22 protein-coding genes are annotated in these 23,665 nt (G+C 69.7%); 10 read left to right on the top strand and 12 right to left on the bottom strand.

Features of this window, described 5'->3' with window-relative positions; genetic code table 11:
* Nucleotides 1–151 precede the first annotated feature (151 nt).
* Both SD37_RS28865 and SD37_RS28860 read left to right on the top strand, forming a co-directional pair.
* Complete coding sequence (locus SD37_RS28865; protein WP_044850952.1) at nt 152–964, top strand: DUF1206 domain-containing protein; 813 nt, start codon at nt 152–154, stop codon at nt 962–964.
* Between the two features lie 138 nt (nt 965–1,102).
* Complete coding sequence (locus tag SD37_RS28860) at nt 1,103–3,040, top strand: dienelactone hydrolase family protein (protein WP_044850872.1); 1,938 nt, start codon at nt 1,103–1,105, stop codon at nt 3,038–3,040.
* A 7-nt stretch (nt 3,041–3,047) separates the two neighbouring features.
* Here the strand turns inward: SD37_RS28860 and SD37_RS28855 are convergent, their stop codons facing one another.
* On the bottom strand, nt 3,048–3,821 hold the full coding sequence (locus SD37_RS28855) for an AraC family transcriptional regulator (protein ID WP_044850871.1): 774 nt from the start codon (nt 3,819–3,821) through the stop codon (nt 3,048–3,050).
* Nucleotides 3,822–3,913: 92 nt separating this feature from the next.
* On the opposite strand from SD37_RS28855, the gene SD37_RS28850 reads away from it, so the two are divergent.
* The 3 genes from SD37_RS28850 to SD37_RS28840 all read left to right on the top strand — a co-directional run bounded on the left by SD37_RS28850 (nt 3,914) and on the right by SD37_RS28840 (nt 8,081).
* Entirely contained in the window at nt 3,914–4,717 is an 804-nt protein-coding gene (locus SD37_RS28850) for a sulfite exporter TauE/SafE family protein (RefSeq protein ID WP_044850951.1), read from the top strand.
* Between the two features lie 116 nt (nt 4,718–4,833).
* Nucleotides 4,834–6,819 (top strand): beta propeller repeat protein, encoded by a 1,986-nt coding sequence (locus tag SD37_RS28845; RefSeq protein ID WP_044850870.1) that lies wholly within the window; start codon nt 4,834–4,836, stop codon nt 6,817–6,819.
* Between the two features lie 80 nt (nt 6,820–6,899).
* Nucleotides 6,900–8,081: a cysteine desulfurase-like protein gene (locus SD37_RS28840; RefSeq protein WP_044850869.1), complete on the top strand. Its 1,182-nt coding sequence runs from the start codon at nt 6,900–6,902 to the stop codon at nt 8,079–8,081.
* Here the strand turns inward: SD37_RS28840 and SD37_RS28835 are convergent.
* From SD37_RS28835 to SD37_RS28825, 3 genes are all read right to left on the bottom strand, one after another.
* Nucleotides 8,074–9,414, bottom strand: a complete 1,341-nt coding sequence (locus tag SD37_RS28835) for a pyridoxal phosphate-dependent decarboxylase family protein (RefSeq protein ID WP_044850868.1) — start codon at nt 9,412–9,414, stop codon at nt 8,074–8,076. The two genes, SD37_RS28840 and SD37_RS28835, sit on opposite strands and share 8 nt — an antisense overlap.
* 5 nt (nt 9,415–9,419) lie before the next feature.
* Nucleotides 9,420–10,235: an AraC family transcriptional regulator gene (locus SD37_RS28830; protein WP_044850867.1), complete on the bottom strand. Its 816-nt coding sequence runs from the start codon at nt 10,233–10,235 to the stop codon at nt 9,420–9,422.
* Between the two features lie 65 nt (nt 10,236–10,300).
* Nucleotides 10,301–11,731 (bottom strand): PP2C family protein-serine/threonine phosphatase, encoded by a 1,431-nt coding sequence (locus tag SD37_RS28825; RefSeq protein WP_236725139.1) that lies wholly within the window; start codon nt 11,729–11,731, stop codon nt 10,301–10,303.
* 335 nt (nt 11,732–12,066) lie between these two features.
* Between SD37_RS28825 and SD37_RS28820 the strand changes: the two genes are divergently transcribed.
* Together SD37_RS28820 and SD37_RS28815 are read left to right on the top strand one after the other, a co-directional pair.
* Nucleotides 12,067–12,891, top strand: a complete 825-nt coding sequence (locus SD37_RS28820; protein ID WP_418189790.1) for a GAF and ANTAR domain-containing protein — start codon at nt 12,067–12,069, stop codon at nt 12,889–12,891.
* Nucleotides 12,892–12,919: 28 nt separating this feature from the next.
* The gene (locus SD37_RS28815; protein ID WP_044850866.1) at nt 12,920–13,795 is read left to right on the top strand and encodes an alpha/beta fold hydrolase; all 876 of its coding nucleotides are present in this window, start codon (nt 12,920–12,922) and stop codon (nt 13,793–13,795) included.
* 25 nt (nt 13,796–13,820) lie between these two features.
* On the opposite strand, the gene SD37_RS28810 is transcribed toward SD37_RS28815, so the two are convergent.
* From SD37_RS28810 to SD37_RS28790, 5 genes are all read right to left on the bottom strand, one after another.
* Entirely contained in the window at nt 13,821–14,162 is a 342-nt protein-coding gene (locus SD37_RS28810) for a hypothetical protein (RefSeq protein ID WP_044850865.1), read from the bottom strand.
* A gap of 165 nt (nt 14,163–14,327) precedes the next feature.
* The gene (locus SD37_RS28805; protein ID WP_044850864.1) at nt 14,328–15,866 is read right to left on the bottom strand and encodes an alkaline phosphatase D family protein; all 1,539 of its coding nucleotides are present in this window, start codon (nt 15,864–15,866) and stop codon (nt 14,328–14,330) included.
* Nucleotides 15,867–15,952: 86 nt separating this feature from the next.
* Nucleotides 15,953–16,915 carry an NAD(P)-dependent alcohol dehydrogenase gene (locus tag SD37_RS28800; RefSeq protein WP_044850863.1) on the bottom strand — a complete coding sequence of 321 codons (963 nt, stop codon included), beginning with the start codon at nt 16,913–16,915 and terminating at the stop codon, nt 15,953–15,955.
* A 13-nt stretch (nt 16,916–16,928) separates the two neighbouring features.
* Nucleotides 16,929–17,144: a helix-turn-helix transcriptional regulator gene (locus tag SD37_RS28795; RefSeq protein WP_044850862.1), complete on the bottom strand. Its 216-nt coding sequence runs from the start codon at nt 17,142–17,144 to the stop codon at nt 16,929–16,931.
* Nucleotides 17,138–17,566, bottom strand: coding sequence for a hypothetical protein (locus SD37_RS28790; RefSeq protein ID WP_145926761.1), 429 nt, complete (start codon nt 17,564–17,566; stop codon nt 17,138–17,140). Before SD37_RS28790 ends, SD37_RS28795 begins: the two co-directional genes overlap by 7 nt.
* A 187-nt stretch (nt 17,567–17,753) precedes the next feature.
* Between SD37_RS28790 and SD37_RS28785 the strand changes: the two genes are divergently transcribed.
* On the top strand, nt 17,754–18,149 hold the full coding sequence (locus SD37_RS28785) for a PASTA domain-containing protein (RefSeq protein WP_145926760.1): 396 nt from the start codon (nt 17,754–17,756) through the stop codon (nt 18,147–18,149).
* Between the two features lie 13 nt (nt 18,150–18,162).
* Here SD37_RS28785 and SD37_RS28780 read toward each other — a convergent pair whose 3' ends face one another.
* A complete protein-coding gene (locus tag SD37_RS28780) occupies nt 18,163–18,546 on the bottom strand; it encodes a MarR family winged helix-turn-helix transcriptional regulator (RefSeq protein WP_037303466.1) in 384 nt (127 codons plus the stop codon).
* A gap of 86 nt (nt 18,547–18,632) precedes the next feature.
* Here SD37_RS28780 and SD37_RS28775 point away from each other — a divergent pair, with 86 nt between their 5' ends.
* Nucleotides 18,633–20,090: an MFS transporter gene (locus SD37_RS28775; protein ID WP_044850861.1), complete on the top strand. Its 1,458-nt coding sequence runs from the start codon at nt 18,633–18,635 to the stop codon at nt 20,088–20,090.
* A 54-nt stretch (nt 20,091–20,144) separates the two neighbouring features.
* Here SD37_RS28775 and SD37_RS28770 read toward each other — a convergent pair whose 3' ends face one another.
* Nucleotides 20,145–21,392 carry a cytochrome P450 gene (locus tag SD37_RS28770; RefSeq protein ID WP_044850860.1) on the bottom strand — a complete coding sequence of 416 codons (1,248 nt, stop codon included), beginning with the start codon at nt 21,390–21,392 and terminating at the stop codon, nt 20,145–20,147.
* A gap of 47 nt (nt 21,393–21,439) precedes the next feature.
* Between SD37_RS28770 and SD37_RS28765 the strand changes: the two genes are divergently transcribed.
* A complete protein-coding gene (locus SD37_RS28765; RefSeq protein ID WP_044850859.1) occupies nt 21,440–22,168 on the top strand; it encodes an alpha/beta fold hydrolase in 729 nt (242 codons plus the stop codon).
* Between the two features lie 53 nt (nt 22,169–22,221).
* On the opposite strand, the gene pdxR is transcribed toward SD37_RS28765, so the two are convergent.
* Entirely contained in the window at nt 22,222–23,658 is a 1,437-nt protein-coding gene (gene pdxR, locus SD37_RS28760; protein WP_044850858.1) for a MocR-like pyridoxine biosynthesis transcription factor PdxR, read from the bottom strand.
* Nucleotides 23,659–23,665 lie beyond the last annotated feature (7 nt).

Genomic DNA, 23,665 nt, shown 5'->3' with positions numbered 1-23,665 from the left:
CATCGCCGCCGGCTCGTGAGTGGTGATGACGGTTAGAACCGTCATCACCACTCACGAGACGGCGGGGCGTTGGGCCGGATGGCGCAGTCGCACGGCGGACCCGGTCGCCGCCCGCGACACTCGGAGGATGCCGATGGTGGAGGTGGGCCGGATGTCCGGGACGAAGGCGAGACAGGTTCGCCGCAGCACCGCTGTCCAGGTGCTCGGACGGATCGGGATGGGTTGTTATGGGCTGGTGTACCTGCTCATCGGGTACCTGGCCGCGCGGATCGCCCTCGACGGTGGCGGTCAGGAGGCCGATGGGCGCGGCGCGATCGCCGAAGTCGGCTCGACGCCGCTGGGCGGCGCGCTGTTGTGGGTGCTCGCGGCCGGGTTGGTGGCGTACGGCCTGTGGCAGGCGCTCATGGCCGCCGTCGGGTACACCTGGATCGACAAACGAAGGACCCGCATCGTCAAGCGCGTGACCTCGGGGGCGCGGTGTGTGGTGGGGATCACGCTCGGCCTGTACGCGGCCCGGCTGGCCGCGGGGTCGGCGGAGCAGGGCGGCGACCAGAAACAGCAGGAGTTCACCGCGCGGCTCCTCGCCTTGCCGGCCGGTCAGTTCCTGGTGATCGCGGTGGCCGTCATCGTCTTCGGCGTCGCCGTGGCTTCCGTGGTGAAAGGGGTGCGGCGAACCTTCCTGCGGGACCTCGACCTCTCGTCGTTGCCTTCGGGCACCCAGCGCTGGGTCGAACGGCTCGGGCGGATCGGTTATGTGGCAAGGGGTGTCGTGTTCGGTGTGGTCGCGGTGCTCCTCGGCTACGCGGCGCTGACGCACGACCCGTCCCGCTCCGGCGGTCTCGACGCCGCTCTGCGCACCCTCGCCGCTCAGCCGTTCGGCACGGTGCTGCTCCTCGTGGTGGCCGTCGGGGTCGCCGCTTTCGGTGTCTATTGCGGCGGGGCCGCACGCGCACAGCGTGGCTGACGGCCAGTCCGCCCTGGGGGACGAACCGCCCTCCACCTGAAGTCGACTCAGTCCCGTCCCGCCGGACGATGTGCGTGCAGCGACGCCGTTCCTAGCCTGACGCCGCAGTGATCTTCCACCGGTCGAAGGGGAACGGCGATGAGGAAAGAACTGGGCGGGATCGCGATGGCCGTGGCCATGGCGACGACGTTCGTGGTGGCGGGCTCGGCGCCCGGCATGGCGGCGGCACCCGACATCGGGGTGACCGACGTGGTGCAGACGCGCCGGATCAGTGAAGTGAGGACGTCGCCGGACGGGCGGTTCGGCGCGGCCGTCGTCACCGAGCCCTCGGTCGCGGACAACACCGTCACCAGCCGGATTCTCGTGCTGTCACTGGCGAAACCGGCGGAGGTCAGGACGGTCGCGACGGTGACCGGGACCACCGGCCGGATCACGAACCTGCGCTGGTCGCCGGAAGGGACCTCCCTGGCCTATCTCGCGCCGCGGGACGGTGCCGACGAGATCTGGCAGGTGCCGGTTCGCGGCGGGAAACCGGGGAAACCACTCGACTTCGCCGGGCCGGCCGTGCTGATCGGCGGCAAGCACGAGGCCTTCCGGCTGGCCAACGTGCCGCCGCATCCGGCGAAGATCCTCGCGTTCGAATGGTCACCGGACGGTCGGCGGCTGGCGTTCACCACGCCGCGGCCCGGCGGCAGGCCGACGGCCGACGGAGTCGTCTTCGACGAGCGGACGATGGATCTCCGGACTCTGGAGACGGGGGAGTACGACCTGACCCGGAACGGGCTGTGGCTCCTGGACACGGCGACGGGGCACCAGCGGCACATCGACGACTTCGTGATGGGCCCGCTCGCCGTTCCCGGCAAACCGGGCATGGCATGGTCGCCCGACGGGTCCCGGCTCGCGTTCGTGACCCGGGAGAGCCAGCGGCCCACCGACAACCTCGACACGGCGAGGATCCTGGACGCGGCCACCGGCCGGGTGACCATTGTGGACACCGCGGGAGCGCGTCCGTTCCCGTCCGCGTGGTCACCGGACGGGCGTTCGATCCTCGCGTCGAAGGACGACAAGCTGCTGGCGGTTCCCGTCGGCGGCGGGGCACCGGAGCCGGTCGCGGCGCTTCCCGCCGGCACGCGGATGTCGTCGTCGGGCAGCGCGTGGTGGTCGGCGGCGGGGGACCGGGTGTTCGCCATGGCGAGCGACGAGCGGCGCGAATCCCTCTACTCGGCGCCCCGGTCGGGAATCCTGGCGCCCGCCACCCCGGCCGCGGGTACGTTGTCGGGCTGCTCGTTCGACGCGGCCCGGCGTCAGGGTCTCTGTGTCCGGGAGGACGCCGCCACGCCGCCCCGGCTCGTCGTCGTGGACGCGGCGAACGGGACGGTGCGCGAAGGTCACGACCCGAACGCCTGGGCCGCCGGTGTCCGATTGACCCGGCCGCGTGCCGCGGAGTGGACCCTGCCGTCCGGACATCGGGCCACGGGCTACCGCCTCGTCCCCGACGGTTGCGGCGGCGGGAACCGGTGCCCGGCCGTCGTGATCACCCATGGCTACGACGCCACCGAGCGGTTCATGGCTGAGGAGAACGAATGGCAATACCCGTCGCAGGTGTTCGCCGCCAAGGGATACGTCGTCCTGCTGGTCAACGAGTCGCGGTCGTCCCAGGATCCGCGGGACGCCGTGGCGGCCATGGAGGCCGCGGTCAAGTCCGAAGTGGACGGTGGGTTCGCCGACCAGGGCAGGGTCGGGATCATGGGCTACAGCCGGGGCGCGTTCGTGAGTGAGGAGGCGATCGCGCGCTCGACGGTGTTCAAGGCCGCGTCCGCCGGTGAGGGCGGTAGCCCGTCGCTGATCCCCGGCTCCGGCCAGACCGCGGACCGCGTCAACGGCCCGGTGCTGCAACAGGCCGGACCCGCCGCCGGTTCGCTCACGTTGAGCATCCACCAGTTCGTGAAGGGGAAGAACGTGCCCGCCGAGTTCGTGGTCTTCGGCGACGAGACGCATGTCTTCCATCAGCCGCGGCATCGGGCGGCGGCGATGAACCAGAACCTCGGCTGGTTCGACCGATGGCTGGGGAGCTGAACGGCGTTCAGCGCGCGGTCGCCGCGCGATAATCCCTCGGCGAGGTGCCGAGAAGCCGGGTGAACATGGTGGAGAACGCCGCCGGGCTCTCGTAACCGAGCGAGGCGGCGATCCCGGCGATCGGACGGCCTTCCGACAGCAGCGAGAGGGAATGCAGAACGCAGGCCCGTTGGCGCCAGCGAGCGAAACTCAGCCCCGTCTCGGCGGTGAAGAGCCGGTTCACCGTCCGCTCGCTCACATGCAGCCGGTCTGCCCAGGTGCCCATCGGATCGTGGATGTCCGGATCGTCCAAAAAGGACTCGCAGAGGGCGCGCAGTCCTTCGTGGCCCGGCAACGGGAGGTCGAGCCGGACCGGAGCGGAACGCCGGATCTCGTGCAGGACCAGGCCGATGATCGCGGCGTCCCGCCCGCGCGGGGCGTACAACGCCGGTACCTCGACGGCCTCGTGCAGCAATTCCCGCAACAGCGCGGAGACCTCGACGACCTGGCAGCGCCGCGGGAACCACGGCACCGCCTTCGGCTCGATGTACAGGCTCCTGGTGCTCACGTTCGTCGTGACGACCTGGTGAGGGGTCTCCGGCGGGACGAGCACCGCGCGCCGGGTCGGGATGGTCCACGTGCCGTCGGCCGTCTCGACCCGCATCGACCCTGTGGCGCTGTAGAGGAACTGCGCCCGCCGGTGCCGGTGCCGGGGAATCCGGTGCCCCGGCGGGTAATCGGTGCGGATCGCGACCACCGCGCGGTCGAGGTGGTCGACCTGGTCGATGGGGATGTCGCGCACGTCACCGAGGCTACCCCGGCTTGTCCGATGCGCGAAAGAAAGTGACGTCCTTTCGAATGCCCGCCGCGTCGAAGGCGCCTACCGTCGAAGGAGTGCTGATCGAGATCTCGGTGCTCCTCGGGTTCGGTTGCCTGAGCGGCGTCACCACCGTCCTTTTCGGATTCGGCGGCGGCTTCATCACCGTCCCGGTCGTCTACGCCTTCGCGCTCGCCGAACCGGGCCAGGCTCTCGGCGCGATGCACGTCGCGGTCGCCACCTCGACCGCGGTGATGGTGGTCAACGCCGGGAGCGCCACCCTCGGGCAGCTGCGCTCCGGACGGCTTCGCCGCGACTACCTGTGGCCGCTCATCGCCTTCATCGGTCTGGGCGCCGTGCTCGGCTCTTTCGCCGCCACCGCGGCCGACGAAAGCGTCCTGCGCTGGCTGTTCGTCGCCTACCTCGCGCTGACCATCGCCGACAGCGTGGTCCGGAAAGGGTTCGTCAGCAGGCGGGAGGACACGCGACCCCGGCCGCTCGGCGGGCTCACCACCACCGCCGGCGGAGCCGGGATCGGTGCCGTGGCGAGTTTTCTCGGCGTCGGGGGCAGCGTGCTCACCGTGCCCCTGCTGCGGCGCAAGGGGCTGCCGATGGCCGACGCGGCCGCGCTGGCGAACCCCTTGAGCCTGCCGGTGGCGGTGATCGGTACCGCCGTCTACGCCTTCGCGGCGACGGGAACGACGTCCGGTGCCACCCACCTCGGCTACGTCGATCTGGTGGCCGCGGGCGCGCTGTTGTGCGGTTCGCTGCCGACGATCGCCGTGATCCGCCGGATGGTCGGCCGCATCCCGGACCGGGTGCACGCGATCGCGTATCTCGGTCTGCTCGCCGCCGCGTTGATCGCGATCGTCGTCCGCTAGTGATCCGATGAGTCAGCGGGCTGACCGGTGGATGACTGGCTTATGACCAGGTCTGCGGCAAATAGATCCGATGATTCCTCTGTACCTTTGCCGGATCTTGCGCCAAGATCTTCCGCATGAAGCTGAGATCGATCACCAAACGCATGTTCGTTCTCGGGCTGTTGACGGTTCTCGGGACCACCGGGACCACGTCAGCGGCCACCGCCGACCCCCTCCCCGAGCCCTCGGACGTCAACGCGACCGGGCTACCGCGCGGCGGCTGGGAACCGGTCGGACCGAACAGCATCGGCGGACTGCTGGCCGTATCGCCCGCCGGGCTCGCGATGATGCAGCCGAGCCCGCCGGCGTTGTGGCTCTCCGGCGATCGCGGCGCCTCGTGGACCGCGCGCCGGGGACTGCCGCCGGAGACCGCCATCCAGGGATTCTTCGCCGATCCGGTGAACCCGGACCGGATGCTCGCGGTGGGCAACAAACCCGCCGGCGTGCAGGGGGAGTGGCGCGGCCTGCTGCTGGGCACCAGCGATCGCGGCCAGAGCTGGGAGACCCTGCGCGAGTGGTACCCCGACGGCGCGTTCGGCATGGCCACGGACCCCTCGGGCCGCGTCGTCGTGGTGCAGAACCTCGATTCGCTGAGCGTCAGCACCGACGGCGGCGTGCACTGGAACGACGTGCCGAGGACCTGGCCGCGGGAGGGGAACGCAGCGCCGGTCGGTGGGCTCAAGCTCATCCTGGTCGGTGACGACGCCTACTTCACGACGGTCTACCCGGAGTACGCCCTGTGGGCGGTCCGCGGGGTCAGCGGCAAGGAACCGAGGGCCGAACTCGTCTACCGGACCAACGGCGAGGTCGGGCAGGTCGCCTCGGACGGCAAGCGGTTCGTGGTCACGGTCGGCCCCGAACTGCACGGCTCGACCGACGGCGGCAAGACCTGGACGGTGCTGCGCCGCGATCCCGGCGGACAGCCCCTGCGTGAACCGCATTTCGTCGGCGGCCGGCTGTACGTCGCGACGTATAACGACATAGACGTCAGCACGGACGGCGGACGTACCTGGACCCGCACGCCGGTGCCCGCCCCGGGCGAGGGCGTCAGCGACATGGCGGAACTCCCGGCCGTGCCGGGCAAACCCGCCACCACGCTGATCTCCTCGGTGTACCGGGGTGTGTACGCCGACGGCGGCAAGAGCGGCTACCGGCAGATCGGCGTACCCGGCGAATCCATTCGCGACCTCGTGACCAGCGGGAACCTGCTGCGCGAGAGCGTCGTCGCGGCCGGTATGCAGGAGATCTACAACACCCCGCTGCCACGCGGCAAGGTCACCCCGGCGACCAGGGAGTGGCAGTCGCATCCCACCGACCGGCTGCACGAGGACGCGCGCCTGTCCGTCTCGCCCGCCCGGCCGGACGTCGTCTGGCAGGTCACCCGGAACGGGTTCGCGCTCGACGTGCTGCGCAGCGGCGACGGCGGGCGTAGCTGGCAGTTCGCGGCGAAGACGCTGCAAGGTCTTCCGAGGACGATCCTGGCCCATCCGGCCGACCCGGACCGGCTTCTCGTCTCGGCCTTCGCTCCCAGCGGCTACGTGCTGTACCGGAGCATCGATGCCGGGAGGACCTGGGAAAAGCTCCCCACCGACAAGGGCTTCATCGCGTTCGCCGGGGATCCGTGGAACCCGGACCGCGTCTGGGGCGGGGACTTCGACGGCCTCTCCCGGTCCGATGACGGCGGCAAGACCTGGACCCACGTGTCGGACGAACCGGTCAGCTCGATCTCGGTGAGCCGCTGGGGCGGCGGCCGCGTCTTCGCCGGTGGCGCGGGTCTGCTGCTCAGTGAGGACAACGGCCGGACGTTCCGCCGGGTCCGTGACGGTGAGGATCCGCGCGAGATCAGCCGGATCCTCCCGCATCCGTTCGATTTCCGGGTCTGGTTCGCCGGCAGCTCGACCGGGGGAGGTGTGTTGCGCAGCACGGACTTCGGCCGCACCTGGTCGCCGATGCCCGGCGCCCTTCCCGACGCCAGGGTGCTCTCCCTGACGACCAGTTCGGACGGCCGGTACCTGTTCGCCGGCACCGCGCAGTCCGGCGCCTACCGCCTGACGCTGTACTGAGCCGAGGCGCTTCGTGGCCGGGGAAAGTTCCGGCCACGAAGCGTTTACTCGGTCCACCGCCGGATGTCAGAGTCGAGGTCATGGCCATCGACGTCGCCGCCCTCCGGGCCCACTTCCCGTCACTCGCCCACGGAACCGCCTTCTTCGACGGACCCGCGGGCACCCAGACACCCCGGCAAGTCGGCGACGCCATCGCCGGGACGCTGACCGGCCCGCTGTCGAACCGGGGCACGGTCAGCCCGTCCGAACTCAACGCCGAGAACGCCGTCGCGGGCTTCCGTGCCGCGTACGCCGATTTCCTCGGCGTTCCGGCCGAAGGCGTCGTCCACGGCCGCAGCGCCACTCAGCTGACCTACGACTTTTCCCACCACCTGGCCAAAGACTGGCGCGAGGGCGACGAGATCGTCGTCAGCCGCCTCGACCACGACGCCAACGTCCGGCCCTGGGTCCAGGCCGCCGCGCGAGCCGGGATGACCGTCCGCTGGCTCGACATCGACCCCGAAACCACCGAACTCGACCTCGATTCCCTCGTTCTCACCGAGCGGACGCGGCTGGTCGCGGTCACGGCGGCTTCCAACGTCCTCGGTACCAAACCGCCCATCCGCCGGATCGCCGATCTCGCCCACGACACCGGGGCGCTGGTGTTCGTCGACGGCGTCCACTACGCCGCGCACGAGCTGGTGGACGTCCCCGCGCTCGGGGCGGACTTCTTCGTCTGCTCGCCGTACAAGTTCCTCGGCCCGCACTGCGGCGTGCTCGGCGCGTCGCCCGCCCTGCTGGAGACCGTCGAACCGGACAAGCTCATGCCGTCGCCCGACACCGTGCCCGAACGGTTCGAATTCGGCACCCTCCCTTACGAGATCCTCTCCGGCGCGACGGCCGCGGTGGACTTCCTCGCCGGGATCGACCCGGGCGCGGGCGGGACACGGCGGGAACGGCTGACGAATTCGCTCGGCTCCCTGCACGAGCACGAAACCTCGCTGCGGACAAGACTGGAAAAGGAACTGGACGGCGCGATCACCGTCCACTGCAAGGCGGACGACCGGACCCCGACCCTGCTGATGAGCCTCGGTGGCCGCGAACGCGAGGCACAACGGCATCTCGCCGAACGGAAGGTCGTCGCCCCGGCGGGATCCTTCTACGCCTACGAGGTCTTCGCGGCCTTGAAACTGGAGGATCCGGCGCTCCGGGTGGGGCTCGCGCCCTACACCAGCGCCGAGGACGTCGACAGGTTGCTGGACGGGCTGTCGGCGTTCAAATGAGGGATCGGATCTCTTCGACAGCGCCGAGCACATGCTCGGCGTGTGTGCGGTGACTGAGCACGCACAGCCGGATGAAGAATCGCCCGCGGATCCTCGTGCTGGTGAGGAAGTACCTTCGCCGCGCGCGGATTTCGTCGAAAAGCCGTTCGGTGGGGCCGTCACCCGCCCGCAGCCGGAAGACCACTGTGGACAGTTGCGGCGGGCCGAGCAGTTCCAGCCCGGGGAAGCGGAGAAGCTGTTCATAGGCCTGAGCGGCGAGGTCGAGCTTCTCGTCCAGTGCTTCTCTGAAGGCATGGACTCCGTGCAGCCGCAACGGAAGCCAGACGCGGAGCCCGCGATGGTCCCTCGTCAGCTCGAGCCCGCGGTGGGCGTAGTCGGGCAGTCCCTCGCGTTGCCCGAGGTCCTGGTAGTAGGCGGCCTGCCGGTGGTATGCGCGATCGAGCGTCGCGGTGTCCCGTACCAGCAGCGCGCCGATTCCGTAGGGGAGGAACAGCCCCTTGTGCGGATCGAGGGTGATCGAGTCCGCCTGTTCGATCCCGGCGAAGCGAGCGCGTCCCCGTCCGGTCAGCTGGAAAGCGCCGCCGTAGGCGCCGTCGACGTGGAACCACAGGTCTTCGCGACGGGCGAGGCCGGCGAGCTCGGCCAGCGAGTCGACCGCGCCGGTGTCCGTGGTGCCCGCGGTCCCGGCGATCAGGAAGGGGACCAGCCCCCGGCGCCGGTCCTGGTCGATCATGCGGGCGGCGGCGAGCGGATCCATTCGCAGGTCGTCGTCCACCGGGACGATCCGGACGCTTTCCGGGGGCAACCCGGCGATCGCCGCGGCTTTGGCCACGCAGACATGTGTGTGCTCGCTGACGTAAAGCGTGCCGTCCGGCGTGCGCCTGGCCGCGACGACGGCGGTGAGGGTCGCCAGCGAAGCGCCGGTGGTCAGCACCCCGCCCGAACCCGGGGGAAGCCCGAATTCCCGGCACAGCCAGCGCAGGACGCTTTCCTCGATCGCGACCAGGCCGGGCGCCATGTCGGCGACCGTCCCGAACCGGTTCAGCGCCGACGTGAGCAGCCCGGCGATCGCCGAGGTGATCAGCCCGCCTGCCGGGATGTACCCGAGATAACGCGGTCCGGCGGTTTCGACCCCGAGCGCGGCGGCCGCCCGCACGGTGTCGAGCAGTTCGCCCACCGGCCTGGCGTTGTCGGTGATGGACAGGTCGGCGGCGAACGCGCCGGGGTCGTGCGCGGGCTTGCCGGGCAGCCCGGCGACGAAGGAGGCGACGAACTCGAGTGCGGTGGTCCCGAGTTCGCGCAGCTCGGCGTCGGAGGGTTCGAGAGGGAGCATGTCCCTCAGCCAAGCGGTGCCCGGCCCGCCGTTCTTGTACGTTCTTGCACCGCCCGGCGGTACTGACCGGGCGTGATGCCGAGCGTTTTGCGGAAATGCCTGCTCAGATGCGCCTGATCGACGAAGCCGACGGCCGCGGCCGCCCCCGCGAGACCGGCGCCGCGCCGGATCAGCGTGCACGCCTTCCGCACGCGGTACTGGGTCAGATACGCGTGCGGCGGGAGGCCGTAGGTGTCCCGGAAGGCTCGCAACAACGCGAACCGGTTCGTGCCCAGGAGCTCCGCGAGTTCGCCGAGACTTGGCGGCGTGCGGTGTTCGTCGCTGAGGATGTCGCGGGCCGCGACGGCGACCGGTACTCCCGGACCCCGTTCCGGCGGCAGCCCGCCGTACCGGCCGAAGACGTTCGCGAGCGCCGCGCTCAGCAGCGTGTCCGCCGTGCAGACATCCTCGTCGATCGCCCGGATCGCCGTGCGGAGCGCGTTCCTGGCCGAGGGATCGTCCACGATCCGCCTGGTGAGGGTGGGAGTCTTCGAGAAGCCGGACTGTACGAACTCCACCGGGACGTAGAACACGTGGTAGGCCCACCCCTCGTCGGTCATCGCGTGTCCCGCGTGGACGGTCTCGGGGTTGATCAGGACGACGTCACCGGCGCCCGCGTATTCGCCGTAGGACAGTTCCTCGGACCCGTGGTCGATCACACCGATCGCGTAGGTCGGGTGAGCGTGCCTGCCGAAGGCGTGGCGGCGGTAGCGGGCGTGGAGGACGCCCAGATCGGGTGACGCCGGGTGACACCGGTAACGGACGAACTCCCCGGCTTCCACCCGGCCAGCGTAACCGCGCCCGACTCCTCGTGAGTGGTGATGACGGTTCTAACCCTCATCACCACTCACGAGGGGCCGGACCAGCGCGCCACCAGCAGACCCGCGTCCTCGGTGAATTCGGCGCCGCAGTGGGATTTCGCCGCCTGAAGCACGCGCCGCGTGATCTCGGCCGGGACGTGCCCGGCGTTGTGGTCCAGGCAGTCGGCGAACGCGAATCGTTCGCCGTCGCCGTCGCCGGTCCGTGCGGCGGCGAGGCCATCGGTGTGCAGGACGAGGAGATCGCCGGGCCGCAGCCGGGCGGTCGCGATCTCACCGGGTGGCCCGGTGCCGAACGGCGGGCGGCGTCCACCGTCCAAAGTGGTCTGTTCCGGCCCGCCGAGCACAAGCGGCGGTTCCCGTCCCGCTCCGAGATAGCGGAGACCACCGTCGGCGAGGTCCAGTTCCGCCAGCGTGCCGCGGACCTCGACGTCTTCGCCGAACTGCGCCGACAGTGCTTTGTCGACAGCGGATTCCTGGCCCCGCAGATCCAGCCCGTCGCGGCGAGCCGACCGGTAGGCCGCCAGCGCCGCCGAGACCACCAGACCACCGGACGCGGTGTCGCGCCCGGCGTCGAAGATCGCCAGCAACGCCGTCGTTTCGGAGAGGGCGTAGTCGAAGGTGACGCCGCGGACGTCGTAGGCGGGCTCGACACCGCCCGCGACCACGACGGTGTTCGTCGCCGCGGTCAGCGGCGGCAGGTTGTGCCAGAGCAACTCCGCGGCGGGGGCGCGCCGTCGCTGCCGCCTCAGTACGTCGAGACCGTCGCCGTACCTCATCGCGGCGGCGATGAGGTGGCCCGACAGCGACGTGAGCCACCGGCACTGGGTCCGCAGGGCGGCGTCATGGAGGTCGGCGTCCCCGCTTGCCTCGACTTCGAGGACGCCCATGCGCTCGTCGCCGTCCAGCAGCGTGGCCCACAACCGCGGTCCCTCCGGATCGTCGGTCACCATCGAGTCGGCGTGCTGATAGACCTGACCCGCCGTACTGGTCTCGATGGCGAGTGGGACCCGGCCGGGCGCCGACTCGCCCGAAACGGGGATGAGCTGCCGCTGGTCGTGGTCGGCGAGGTAGACGGCGATCTCGAGGTCGAGTGCCCGGCCCGCCGCGGCGATGATCGCCGGCAGCCGCTCCGGCGACGTCCGGTGAGCCCCGTGGAGGAGCCCCACGAGCGCGGCCAAGGGGCCGCGCGGCCGGGGTTCCCCACCGATGCCGCCGCTGTAGGGCGCCCGGCGCACGTCGGCGACCTCGTCGAGCCGTTCGTTGACCGCGTGGGCGACCATGTCCCGCTGGACCCTCGGCAGGTCCGCCACTCCCTGCAGGAACGCGTCCAGTTCGAGTTCGCTTACGTCGCCGCCCAGTGCGAAATACCGCAGCCACAGCTCTTCCACGGTGAGCCCGGTACGGGCGAAACACGCCGCGACGATCCGGCGCTGCTCGTCTGCCGGAACTGAGGCCACGATGATCACCCCCGGGGTATCGGCCACTTGGCTCTGAGTACCAACCTGCGGACGGAGTAAACATCGAAGGGGTATCCGGTCCGGGACGGCTCGAGCCCCGCCCTCAGCGCCAGGCAGGCGAAGCCGCGACGCCCGGAACGTGGGTCGCGGTAGGCGTGGCGATCGCATTCGGCTAAAGTCGGCTCCCGAAAGCGGTTCTGAGCGTTGAGAAGTTAGCGCCGATCCGCCGGTAACCGGGTTGGTTGCGGCGGTTGATGGTGCGCGCTCGGCGCCGGTTCCCGCCGGTGACTCCCGTGGTGCATCACGCCGATGTGCAGAAGTGGGAGAGGCGGGCTTTGGCCGATGAAAGCGACTGGCAGCAGGACAAGAACCGATTCGTCGAGGATGTCGGCGACGGCGAACTGCCAGTGACCTCCGAAAGCGGTGCCCGGCTCACCGCCGGGCCACTGGTGAACCAGTTCGTAGCGCTGACCAGGGCCTTGCTGGATTCCGGCTCGGTCGCGGCGGTACTCGAGCGAGTCGTCTTCGCGACCCGTGACCTGGTACCGGGCGCGGATCTGGTGAGTGTCACCCTTCTCGATCCCGACGGCGCGTTCCACACGCCGGTGGGGACCGACGAGATCGCCGGTGAATTAGACCAATTGCAGTATCAGTACGGAGAGGGTGCCTGCGTCGAAGCGGCACGCGTTTCGGGACCGGCGGCGGCGTTCAGCGACAATCTCGCCGAAGACGCCCGCTGGCCGCGGTTCGGACCGGCCGCCGCGACGCTCGGATTCCACTCGCTGGTCTCGACGGCTTTGCTGCCGGATGCTTCGAGTTCGCAGCTTTCGGGTGCGCTGAATGTCTACTCGCGACGCCCGCACGGCATCGCGCGGGAAGACCGGGACGTGCTGTTGCTACTGGCGACGCACGCGTCGCTGGCCTTGGCGACCACTCACGCGGTCACCCGCGGTCAGCTCCAGGAGGAGCAGCTCCAGCAGGCGCTGGACAGCAGGGACGCGATCGGGCAGGCCAAGGGCATCCTGATGGCACGGCGCGGGATCGACGCCGCGGAGGCGTTCGAAGTACTGCGGCACACGTCGCAGAACATGAACGTCAAACTCCGTGAGCTGGCGGAGATGCTGTCCAAGCGGCATACGGAACTGCACCTGCCCGACTGAGCGATCAGGCGCCACTACGATCGCGATCATGGGATCCGACGAGCTGGAGTTGTCGCGGACGTATCGGTGGCGCGGTCGTTCGGTGGCGTGGGAACGCCTCGGCGAAGGCGCCCCGGTGGTGCTGTGCCACGGGACACCGTGGTCGGCACAACTGTGGGCGTCCTTCGCGCGGGCGCTCAGCAAGGAGTTCGCCGTCCACGTCTGGGACATGCCGGGGTACGGCCGCTCGTCGAAAGAACCCGGTCACGCCGTCGATCTCGGGACGCAGGGCGAGCTTTTCGCCGATCTGCTCGGACATTGGGGACTGACGGCCCCGCACGTGATCTCCCATGATTACGGCGGGGCCGTAGCCCTGCGCGCGAAGCTGCTGCACAGCGCCGAATACGCCTCGCTCGCGCTGGTGGACGTCGTGGCGCTGCGGCCGTGGGGCTCGGAGTTCTTCCGGCTCGTCGCGGAGCACGCCGAGGTGTTCCAGGCGCAGCCTCCGGCGGTGCACCGAGGGGCGCTGGAGTCCTATATCGGGACGGCCTCCCATCGTGGTCTCACCGCCGCGCAGCTGGCCACGCTGACCGGGCCTTGGCTGGACAGCACCGGGCAACAAGCCTTCTACCGGCAGATCGCCGAGGCGGACGTGCGGTACACCGACGAGATCCAGGACCGCTATCCCGAACTCGCGTTGCCGGTGAAGGTGATCTGGGGCGCGGACGACACGTGGATCCCGGTCGACCGGGCGGAACGGCTCGCGAACGCGATTCCGGGTGCCCTGCTGGACGTCATCCCGGACGCCGGGCACCTGATCCAGTACGACGCGCCGGTCGAACTGGCTTTCTCCCTTCATCGCTGGCTCACCGTGGAAGTGGGCCGGTGGGGACCTGGCGGGAGCGGACGCCGAAACGCCGGTTGAAGATCAACATTGTTTCCTTGAAATATTAGAAATCGTCTACGTGATATCCGGCGACGTAGGCGTTCGAAAGCAGTGCGCCGCGACATTCCGCGCTCGACGGCCCGAATCCGAGCGGGACCCAATATCCGACGGTGTACCAATAGGACGATCCCGACGCGCAGTGGGCGACCACCCGGTAGGTCTGTGCCGGGTGGGGCAGGGAAAAGCAGGTCAACGAGATGCCCTCGCCGAAGAGGAGTCCATAGCGGCCGCTGTCGCAGCCGTAGGGTGGGAACTGGCTGTCCGTCGCCGCGGAGGCCGGCGGGCCGGCCAGGAAACCGGCCGCCGAAAAGGCGGCCATGGCTAAAGCGGCGATTTTCTTCTTCATTGCTTTCTCCCGGGGATCGTTCCCAATGGAAAGCTCAGATTAGCCGCACGGAAGAATTGTCGTGAATTCATCGGGCAGGTGAAACGAGAACGCGTGCGGTGAACCACGCTGCTCCATAAGAGCGTCCCCCGCCCCCCTTCTGAGTTCGCCCGTTCCCCTTTTGGCCTAGTGGCGCCGGTATTGCGCCGGGGAGGTGATCGTGCCCCGGTCCTCATAGGACCCCGGCCTGCCGCGGTCGACGTGGAACGTGGTCAGCGTGCTCACCGGCGAACGCGGGTCGCGCCGGTCGCCGATCACCCGCATCTGCGTGCTCCAGCGGCGCGGGGTGACCTCGTAGACGTCGTAGCCGTACCGGTTGCCCTCGAAGTACTTGAGATGCGGGTTCGCCACGCCCAGCTTCGGCCCGTTGGCGGCGTTCCATTCGGGGGAGTAGGCGCCGGAGGAGACCGAATGCGCGGTGAACTCGGTCCCGATCACGGGGGTCGCCGGATCGTCGAAGTCCGGGCGGATGTCGTCGACGAACGCGGAATGCCAGTCGCCGGTGATCACCACGAAGTCTTCGAGGCCGCTCTGGGCGACGTGGGTCAGCACCTCCTTGCGTTCGGCGAGGAAGCCGTCCCACTGGTCGGTGAACATGTACCCGTCGCCGCCCGGTTTCGCCAGCTGGCTCAGCATGATCGAGTTCACCCAGCAGTGCCACGCCTCGCCGGCCCCGGTCACCTGATCCTTGAGCCAGGCTTTCTGGTCCACGCCGAGGATCGTGCCGTCGGGCAGGTTCTGCGCCGACCGGTACTGCCGAAGGTCCAAAATGGACAGATCGAGCAGGTCGCCCCAGCTTCGCCGCCGGTGGATCCTCGGCGACGTGGGGTGGTCCGGCCGCACCGGCATCTGCTCGAACCAGGCCTGGTAGGCCGCCGACCGCCGCGCCCGCAGCGCGGGAGTGGTACCGCTGTAGTCGTTGACGACCTCGTGATCGTCCCAGGTGATGAACCACGGATGGGCCGCGTGGGCGTCGCGCAGCGAGGGGTCGGACTTGTAGAGCGCGTGCCGTCGCCGGTACGCGGGCAGGGTCAGTACCTCGGGGCCCTCGTGGTCGCGCAGCGGGTTCCCGCCGACCTGGCCGTGCTCGTAGACGTAGTCGCCGAGGTGGACGACGAAATCCAGCTCCTCCCGCGCGATCCCGGCGTGCGCCGCGTAGAACCCGTCGTGGAACGCCTGGCAGTTCGCCGAAGCGAACCGCACCCGCCGGACCGGGCCGACCGGGGCGGTGCGGGTGCGCCCGGTCCGGCTGACCTTGCCGAGTGCCTGGAAGCGGTAGTAATACTGCGAACCTGGTTCCAGCCCGGACACCGGGACGTGCACGCTGTGCCCGAGCCCGGCGGTGGCCGCCACGGTCCCGCGCGCCACGCGGCGGCGGAAGGCGCGGTCGGTGGCGACCTCCCACCCGACCTCGACGGTGTCGGCCAGCGGCTGCTCGAACTCCATCGGTTTCGGCGCGAGCCGCGTCCAGAGCGCGACCCCGTGCGGGACGGGGTCGCCGGACGCGACCCCGAGGGTGAACGGCGCCTCGTCCCAGGTCGCGCCCAGCTGTGCCGCGGCCTCCTCCGCCTGCGCGACTGTCATCCGTGAACTCAACGGCCAGGCCAGTCCCAGCGCGCCGGCGGTGGCGGCGCCTCGCAACAGATCCCGGCGGTTGACGGACATCGGTGGTCTCCTCGGGGTCGGCGGATCGCTCTCCGACACCGAACACGCCCAAGATGGCCGGAGGTGAACGCCCGGGAGAACTCTTGTCAGACCGTGATGACGACCTTGCCGCGGGTGTGTCCCTCGCTCACGTGACGGATCGCGTCCGGCACCTCGGCCAGTGAGTAGGTCCGGTCGACGACCGGGTTCAGCTTCCCCGCCTCGATGAGCGCGCGCAGCGTCTCGAGATCGTCCCGGTTCTCCGTGGAGAACAGGCCGCGGAGCCGGTGTTTCACGAACGGGCCGAGGAGCAGCGCCCGCAGGTTACGGCCGACCGGCCCGAGCCATTTCCCCCCGCTTTCGCCGCCGACGATCACCAGAGTGCCTTGCGGGGTAAGGGATTTACGCAACAGGTTCAGCGGCCGGTTCCCCGCGGTGTCGATGATGAGGTCGTAGCCGCCGCCGAACTCCTCACGTGTGTAGTCGAACACCGTGTCCGCGCCTAGCGACCGGACGAACTCCACCTTGCCGGTGCCGCACACGCCGTCGACCTTCGCGTCGAACGCCTTGGCGATCTGCACCGCGTAGGTGCCCACGCCGCCGCCCGCCCCGATGACGAGGACCTTCTGCCGGGGCGCGACCCCGCCCCGGTCCCGAACCGCGTGAAGGGCGGTGAACGCGGAAATCGGGACCGCCGCGGCCTCTTCGAAACCAAGCCGTCCGGGTTTCCGCGCGATCTTGTCCACTGTGGTCAGTGCGTACTCGGCGAAGGACCCTTGGCAGGTACCGAAAACCTCGTCGCCTGCCCGGAACTCCGTCACGTTCCCGCCGACCGCGTGCACGACGCCGGCGAAGTCGAGCCCGCGGACGCGGGCCTTCGGTCTGCGGAAGCCGAATCCCATCAACCGTACGAGATAGGGCGTCCCTTCCATGAGGTGCCAGGTACCGGGATCGACGCCTGCCGCGCGTACCTGGACGACCACGCCGTCCGGCCCCGCTTCGGGTTGCGGTAGATCGGTCAGCCGGAGGATGTCCGTGGTGCCGTACTCGTTCTGGACGATCGCCTTCATGGCGGCCTCTTTCCTAGTCTGGGTACTGGAAAACGTCGTCGAGCCCGACGCCGAACACCCTGGCGATCTGGAAGGCCATCTCCAGGGACGGCGAGTAGCGGCCCTGTTCGATGGCGATGACCGTCTGGCGCGTGACGCCGATCCGGTCCGCGAGTTCGGCCTGCGTCATCTCGCCACTGGCGAACCGCAGGGCGCGGATGGAGTTCGTGACCTTGGTCGGTTTCACCATGCCTGGAAACCCTGGCGGTACGCGGAGATCTTCGCGAGCGAGCCGAGCAGGGACGACAGGACGAAGGCGAAGTACACGGTGTTGGCGATCCAGAAGTGGTCCAGTTCGGCCATCGCCATGACGAGCGCCGCGATGCCGCCGATCACGACGAACGACTGCCCGACATGTTCGCCGAACCGGCCGATCTCGCGGTCTCGCTGGTCCTTACGGCCCGCGTCCCGCGGTGAAGCGAGCGCCGCGGCGATGTTCAGCACGATCGAGGCCACGATGGCCGCCCCGACCGTCCACAGCAACGGTGCCACGTAAGGGACATCGACGAGTGGGCCGGACCCCGCCCGGCCGAGGACGACGAACAGGTAGACCGCGTAGGCGCAAAGCGTGACCACGGCCATGATCCACGCGCGCTTCTCTTCCAGTGCCACGAGGACCAAAGTAAAGAATTTTGAACACCGTGTCAAACATGCTTTACATCGGTTCTGCTGGAGATGTCCGAAGCGCCTCGCTTGAGACGATCACCGTCTCAAGCGAGGCGCTCGTGGCGTCCTTGTTAACGCTCTGCCACGTGGGCGCGACTCTCTTTGGTCTCACCGTCGAAGTCTGGAGCTTGGGATGACGAAGACCGCCGGCCGGATCGCCCTGCTTCTCGCCGTCGGCGCGCTCGGCCTCGGCGGATGTGGCGCCCAGAACCCGCGGCCCGGCGCGCCGGCGACCGCCACCGAGACTTCGGTGAGCGTTCAGCCGCCTGTCGAAGCGGGCCCGCCGACGTCGGCGGCCGCCCGGCTCATCACGGTTCCCGACGTTTCCGGGATGAATCACCAGGCGGCGCAGGACGCGATGCAGGCGGCGGGGTTGTACAACCTGCGCGAGGTCGACGGGACGGGCAAGGGCCGGATGCTCGTCTTGGACCGGAACTGGGTGCAGACCGGGCAGGATCCCGCGCCGGGGACGAAAGTATCGCCTGACACGGTGATCACCCTGACCGCGGTCAAACTCGGCGAGAAGTGAGGGGCGAGCCGGATCAGGCTCCGGCGAGGGTCTCTTCGAGGGTCGATCGATGGGTCGGCTTCGCCTCTTCGTAGCGACGGCGGCCTTCGTCGGTCACGACGACGAAGATCCCGCGCCGGTCCGACTCGCACAGCGCGCGCTGGACGAGCCCTTCCCGTTCGAGGCGGGCGACCAGGCGCGACGTGGCGCTCTGGCTCAGGTGGACGACTTCGGTCAGATCGGCCGCGCGGCACTTGCCGACGACGCAGTTCACCAGTCGTTCCAGTGCTTCGAACTCGGTGACACCGAGGCCGTGACGCTCTTGGAGGCGGCATTCGAGCAGACCGAAGACCGCCGCATGCCGTGCGGACAGGGTGTGCCACTCCTGCAGCAGGTCTTGCTCGGCGACGTCGCTCACGCGGCCCAATATAGCATGCACGTGAATTTTATGCAAAGACATTAAATGCACTTGCATTAGATGCGTGTGCATGTAGTGTACGGATCATGAGTTCTTCCGTGCAGCTGTCCACCAGCTCGACAAGGTGGGACGCGCGCCTCTGGGGTGTCCTGCTCACTGTGTCCGTCGTCGTGGGCCTCGACGCGCTCGACGTGTCGATGGTCGCCGTCGCCCTCCCGTCCATCCAGGCCGAACTCGGCCTCTCCACCGGTGCCTTGCAATGGATCATCAGCGCCTACGTGCTCGGCTACGGCGGGCTGCTGCTTCTCGGCGGGCGCACCGCCGACCTGCTCGGCAGGCGCCGGGTCTTCCTGGTCGCCGTCGCGGTCTTCGCGCTCGCTTCCCTGCTCGGCGGCCTCGTCGACGACGGCGCGCTGCTGATCGCCACCCGCTTCATCAAGGGACTCGCGGCCGCGTTCACCGCGCCGGCGGCCCTGTCGATCATCACCACGACCTTCCACGAAGGCCCCGCCCGTAACCGCGCGATCAGCATCTTCGCCGTGTTCGGTGCCAGTGGTTACTCCGCGGGCCTCGTCTTCTCCGGACTGCTCACCCAGGTCGGCTGGCGCTGGACGTTCCTGCTGCCGGTGCCGATCGCGCTCGCCGCGTTGGCCGCCGCGATCAAGCTGATCCCGTCCTACCAGCCGCAGACCGGTGGCGGCTATGACTTCCCCGGTGCGATCACCGGTGCCGCCGGTTCGCTCCTGCTGGTCTTCGCCGTGGTCGAGGCGCCGGAAATCGGCTGGGCCGCGCCGCGGACGCTGATCTCGTTCGCTCTCGCGCTCGCCCTGCTGGTCACCTTCGTGTTCATCGAGAAGCGCAGCAAACACCCGCTGCTCCGCCTCGGCATCCTGCGCTCGGGCCCGCTGGCCCGCGCCAACCTCGGTGGCGCGACGTTCTTCGGCGCCTACATCGGTTTCCAGTTCGTGGTCATGCTGTACCTGCAGACCGTGCTGGGCTGGTCCGCGCTGCAGACAGCGCTCGGATTCCTGCCGGCCGCGCTGATCGTGGCCTTCGGTTCACCCAGGATCGAGCCGCTGATCGACCGCCTCGGCACCCCGCGCACGATCCTCGCCGGCGTCGTCGCCCATGTCATCGGCTACGCGCTGTTCCTGCGGATCGACGAGAGCTCCAGCTACGCCGGTTCGGTGCTGCCGAGCATGATCCTGCTGGGTATCGGCTTCATGCTGGCGTTCTCCTCGCTGAACATCCAGGCGACCAACGGCATCTCCGATGACGAGCAGGGTCTCGCCGGCGGTCTGCTGAACACGTCGATCCAGGTCGGCGGCGCGATCGGCCTCGCCGTGGTGACCGCGGTCCTCACCGGGAACGCGGGTGGCGCCACCGGTCCGGCCGCGCTCCTCAACGGCCTGGCGCCCGCGCTGACGGTCGTCACCGGCATCGCCGTGATCAGCGTCCTGGTGGCGCTGTCCGGGGTCATCGGCCTGCGCAAGGCCGAAGCCCGCTCCGCCGTCGCCGAACCGGAGTTCGCCGCGGCCGAATGATCGAGGAGTGATCGGCCCCTTCCCGCGCTCGGGGGCGCGGGAAGGGGCTCATCGCTACCAGCGGATCGGCAGGGATTTCAGCCCGTTCTGGAAGTTCGACCGCAACCGCACCGGATCACCGGCGGGTTCGACCTCGCCGAGCAGGTCCAGTACCGCTTCGAACATCGCGCGCAGCTGCACCCTGGCGAGCTGGGCGCCGAGGCAGAAATGCGGGCCGTGCCCGAACGTCAGGTGATCGTTGGGTGTGCGGCCGACGTCGAAGCGGTCCGGGTCCTCGAAGACGGACTGGTCGCGATTCGCGGCGGAGAACCAGACGACGACCTTGTCGCCCGCGCTGATGTCCACATCGGACAGCCGGAGGTCTTCGGTCGCGGTCCGGCGGAAGTGCATGACCGGCGTCCACCAGCGCAACATCTCTTCCACCGCACCGGGAAGCAGCGAAGGGTCGGCCAGCAGCCGCCGGTACTGATCCGGATGCGACAGCAGCGCCAGCATCCCGCCGGGGATGCCGTTGCGCAGGGTTTCGTTGCCCGCCACGGAGAACAGCCAGAACAGATTCTCGAACTCGGCTAGCGAAACCCGGTCTTCGCCGACGTGGCCCATCAGGTTGCTCATCACGTCGTCGCCGGGATTCCGCCGCTTGTACTCGCCGAGCGCGGTGGCGTACGCGTAGAGATCCGGCATCCCGGCGCGGGTGCGGGGATCGGGCATCGCGCCGTCCGGCCCTGGAACCGGCCGCACCGCCAGCGCCGCCCGCGCGAGATCGGTGACCTCGGCCGCGTCGACGGTCGCGCTCACCGCGTAGTCGGCGTCCTGGTAGCCGATCACGCGATTGCTCCAGTCGTACATCAGCCGCCGGTCCTGTTCGGGGATCCCGAAGACCTCGGCGAGCGTCAGCAGGGGGAGATCGGCCGCCACGGCGGCGAAATCGCAGCGGCCGTCCCCGGCGACGCGCCCGATCAGCTCCCTCGCCCAGCCGTGGATCCGTTCGGTCAGCCTGCCGACCGCGCGTGGCGTGAACGCCTTGGTGAGCAGGCCCCGCAGCCGCGCGTGTTCGGGCGGATCCATGTTGAGCATCATCCGGCGGACGTACCCCAGGTCCTGTTCGGTCGCCGGCTCCCGGATCTGCGTCCCGCCGAGATACGAGGAGAACAGCCGCGGGTTCCGCAGCACGTACTTGACGTCCGCATGCCGCAGTACGGCCCAGAAATCGTCCACCCGCACGACCGGCGACTCCCGGCGCAGCGCCGCGAGGTGCTCATACGGAACGCCCCGGGTGTAGGTGTCCGGATCGGTGATCACGCTCCGACACTAGCCCGCCAGCGGGGGACTACGGAAAGATCCGTCCGGTGGAAACGCTGAAGATGCGCACCGCCGGAACCGACGGACCCGCCGTGCTGCTGCTGCACGGCCTCGGCGCGACGGGCGCGGTCTGGGACGGCCTGATGCTGCAGCCCGGCTACCGCTGGCTGGCACCCGATCTGCCAGGGCACGGCGCCTCACCGCGGTTGGCGCACTATTCCTTCGGAAGCCTCGCCGGGGCGGTCGCCGACGCGCTACCGGAACGCGGTCCGCTGCTGGTGATCGGTCACTCCCTGGGCGGAGTGGTCGGGCTCGCGCTGGCCAGTGGCTGGTTCGGGCTCCGGATCGACGGGATGCTCGCGATCGGGGTCAAGGTCGAATGGAGCGAGTCCGATCTCGCCAAGGCCGCCGACATGGCGGCGAAACCGCCCAGGGTGTTCCTGACCCGTGAGGACGCCGAACGAGCGTTTCTCAAGATCTCCGGCCTGACCGGGCTGGCCGAAGCGGACCCCGACGGCATCGTCGAAACCGAAGGCGGGTGGCGGCTGACCCTGGACCCTCGCGCGTTCGCCGTCGGCGCGCCCGACATGCCCGGCCTGCTCGGTGCGGCGCGTTGCCCGGTCGCTCTCGCCGCCGGGACACACGACCCGATGACCAGTGTGGACCAGCTTCGCGCCCTCAGCCCGGCTTCTGCGGAGCTTCCCGGACTGGGCCACAACGCCCACGTCGAAGACCCGGCCGTACTGCTGGCTTTCCTGCGGCAATTCGTCCTCTGAACGCGGTAGTTCGACACCGAACCACCGCGTTCAGAGGACGAAACGCGAGGTGACTAGCGCCGGATCCGGCCGAGGACGGCGATGCCCTCCGCGATGTCACTCGCCGGACTCGCCCCGTAGCCGAGGACGAGTCCCGGATTCATCGGCCGCTGGCAGTGCCACGACAGCGGCTGCACCTTCACGCCCTCCTCCAGCGCGGCGGCGGCGAAGTCGAGGTCGGAGAACTCGGCGTCGAAGGTGATCGTCAGGTGCAGCCCGGCCGCCGCGCCGTGCACGACGGCGTCCGGGAGATGCGTCCGGAGCGCGTCGATCATCGCGTCCCGCCGCCGCCGGTGCCGTTTGCGCACGAATCGCAGCTGCCGCTCCATCTCCCCGGACTCCATCAGATGCGCGAGCACCAGCTGGGGGAGGACGGCGTTGCCCAGATCGGCGAACCGTTTGGCCGCGACCACCTCGTCCCGGTAGCGCGGCGGCACCAGCATCCAGCCCACCCGGAGCGCGGGCGCGAGCCATTTCGACACGCTCCCCGCGTAACAGACCTGTTCGGCGAGCATCGAGCGCAGCGCGGGAACCGGCGGACGGTCGTAGCGGTGCTCGGCGTCGTAGTCGTCCTCGATGATCAGCCCGCCGTCCGCGGCCCAGCGCATGAGCTCCCGGCGGCGTTCCCCGCCGAGAACCACGCCGGTCGGGAACTGGTGCGCGGGCGTGAGCAGCACGGCGGGCGCGCCGCTCCGGACGAGCTCGGCGACGTCGATGCCCTCGTCGTCGACGCGGATCGGCGGCGTCGCCAGCCGCCGGTCGTGCAGATGCTGCCGCGCGCCCAGTGAACTCGGATCCTCGACGGCGATCTCGGAGATCCCGTTGTCGCACAGCACCTGGGCAAGCAGCCCGAGACCCTGCGCGACCCCGGCGACGATGAGGACGTCGTCGGCGTCCGCCGTGATGCCCCGGGTGCGCGCGATCCAGTGCGCGATGGCCAGCCGCAACGCGGGCGCGCCGCGCGGATCGCCGTACCCGAAGGCCGCCGCCGACAGGTCGTTGAGCACGGTGCGTTCCGCGCGCAGCCAAGCCGTCCTCGGGAACGCCGTCAGATCCGGCACACCGGGGGACAGGTCGATCCTCGCCGGGGTCGACCGCAGCGAGTCGAAGACGCCGATCCCGGGGGCGGGCTGGAAGATCGTGCCCGCGGACGGCGGCCCCGGTGTCGTCTGTTCCTTCGTCCTCGCCGGCGCGGCGACGACCACCGTGCCCGCCCGGCCGCGTCCGGCGACGTGGCCGTCTTCGACCAGCCGCTGGTAGGCCTCGGTGACCACGCCGCGCGAGACCCGCAGGTCGGCGGCCAGCGCCCTGGTCGCGGGCAGCCTGCTGCCGACCGGCAGGCGGCCGTCGGAGATGGCGTGCCGCAACCGCGACGCCAGCCAGTCCGACCGGCGCCCCGGTGGTGCGTCCCCGATGTCCAGCTGCAGGAAGTCCGAGCCCTCGGCAGTCACCTGATCA

This window comes from Amycolatopsis orientalis (assembly GCF_000943515.2).
Taxonomy (GTDB): domain Bacteria; phylum Actinomycetota; class Actinomycetes; order Mycobacteriales; family Pseudonocardiaceae; genus Amycolatopsis; species Amycolatopsis orientalis.
The sequence above is the reverse complement of the archived record's forward strand: the minus strand, read 5'-3'. Positions and strand labels throughout refer to the sequence as shown.

Coding starts and splice junctions, on each gene's coding strand:
- SD37_RS28865 (WP_044850952.1), top strand. CDS start 152: ATGTCCGGGACGAAGGCGAGACAGGTTCGCCGCAGCACCGCTGTCCAG.
- SD37_RS28795 (WP_044850862.1), bottom strand. CDS start 17,144: ATGGTGAAACCGACCAAGGTCACGAACTCCATCCGCGCCCTGCGGTTC.
- SD37_RS28840 (WP_044850869.1), top strand. CDS start 6,900: ATGGCCATCGACGTCGCCGCCCTCCGGGCCCACTTCCCGTCACTCGCC.
- SD37_RS28815 (WP_044850866.1), top strand. CDS start 12,920: ATGGGATCCGACGAGCTGGAGTTGTCGCGGACGTATCGGTGGCGCGGT.
- SD37_RS28835 (WP_044850868.1), bottom strand. CDS start 9,414: ATGCTCCCTCTCGAACCCTCCGACGCCGAGCTGCGCGAACTCGGGACC.
- SD37_RS28800 (WP_044850863.1), bottom strand. CDS start 16,915: ATGAAGGCGATCGTCCAGAACGAGTACGGCACCACGGACATCCTCCGG.
- SD37_RS28860 (WP_044850872.1), top strand. CDS start 1,103: ATGAGGAAAGAACTGGGCGGGATCGCGATGGCCGTGGCCATGGCGACG.
- SD37_RS28785 (WP_145926760.1), top strand. CDS start 17,754: ATGACGAAGACCGCCGGCCGGATCGCCCTGCTTCTCGCCGTCGGCGCG.
- SD37_RS28810 (WP_044850865.1), bottom strand. CDS start 14,162: ATGAAGAAGAAAATCGCCGCTTTAGCCATGGCCGCCTTTTCGGCGGCC.
- SD37_RS28805 (WP_044850864.1), bottom strand. CDS start 15,866: ATGTCCGTCAACCGCCGGGATCTGTTGCGAGGCGCCGCCACCGCCGGC.
- SD37_RS28845 (WP_044850870.1), top strand. CDS start 4,834: ATGAAGCTGAGATCGATCACCAAACGCATGTTCGTTCTCGGGCTGTTG.
- SD37_RS28775 (WP_044850861.1), top strand. CDS start 18,633: ATGAGTTCTTCCGTGCAGCTGTCCACCAGCTCGACAAGGTGGGACGCG.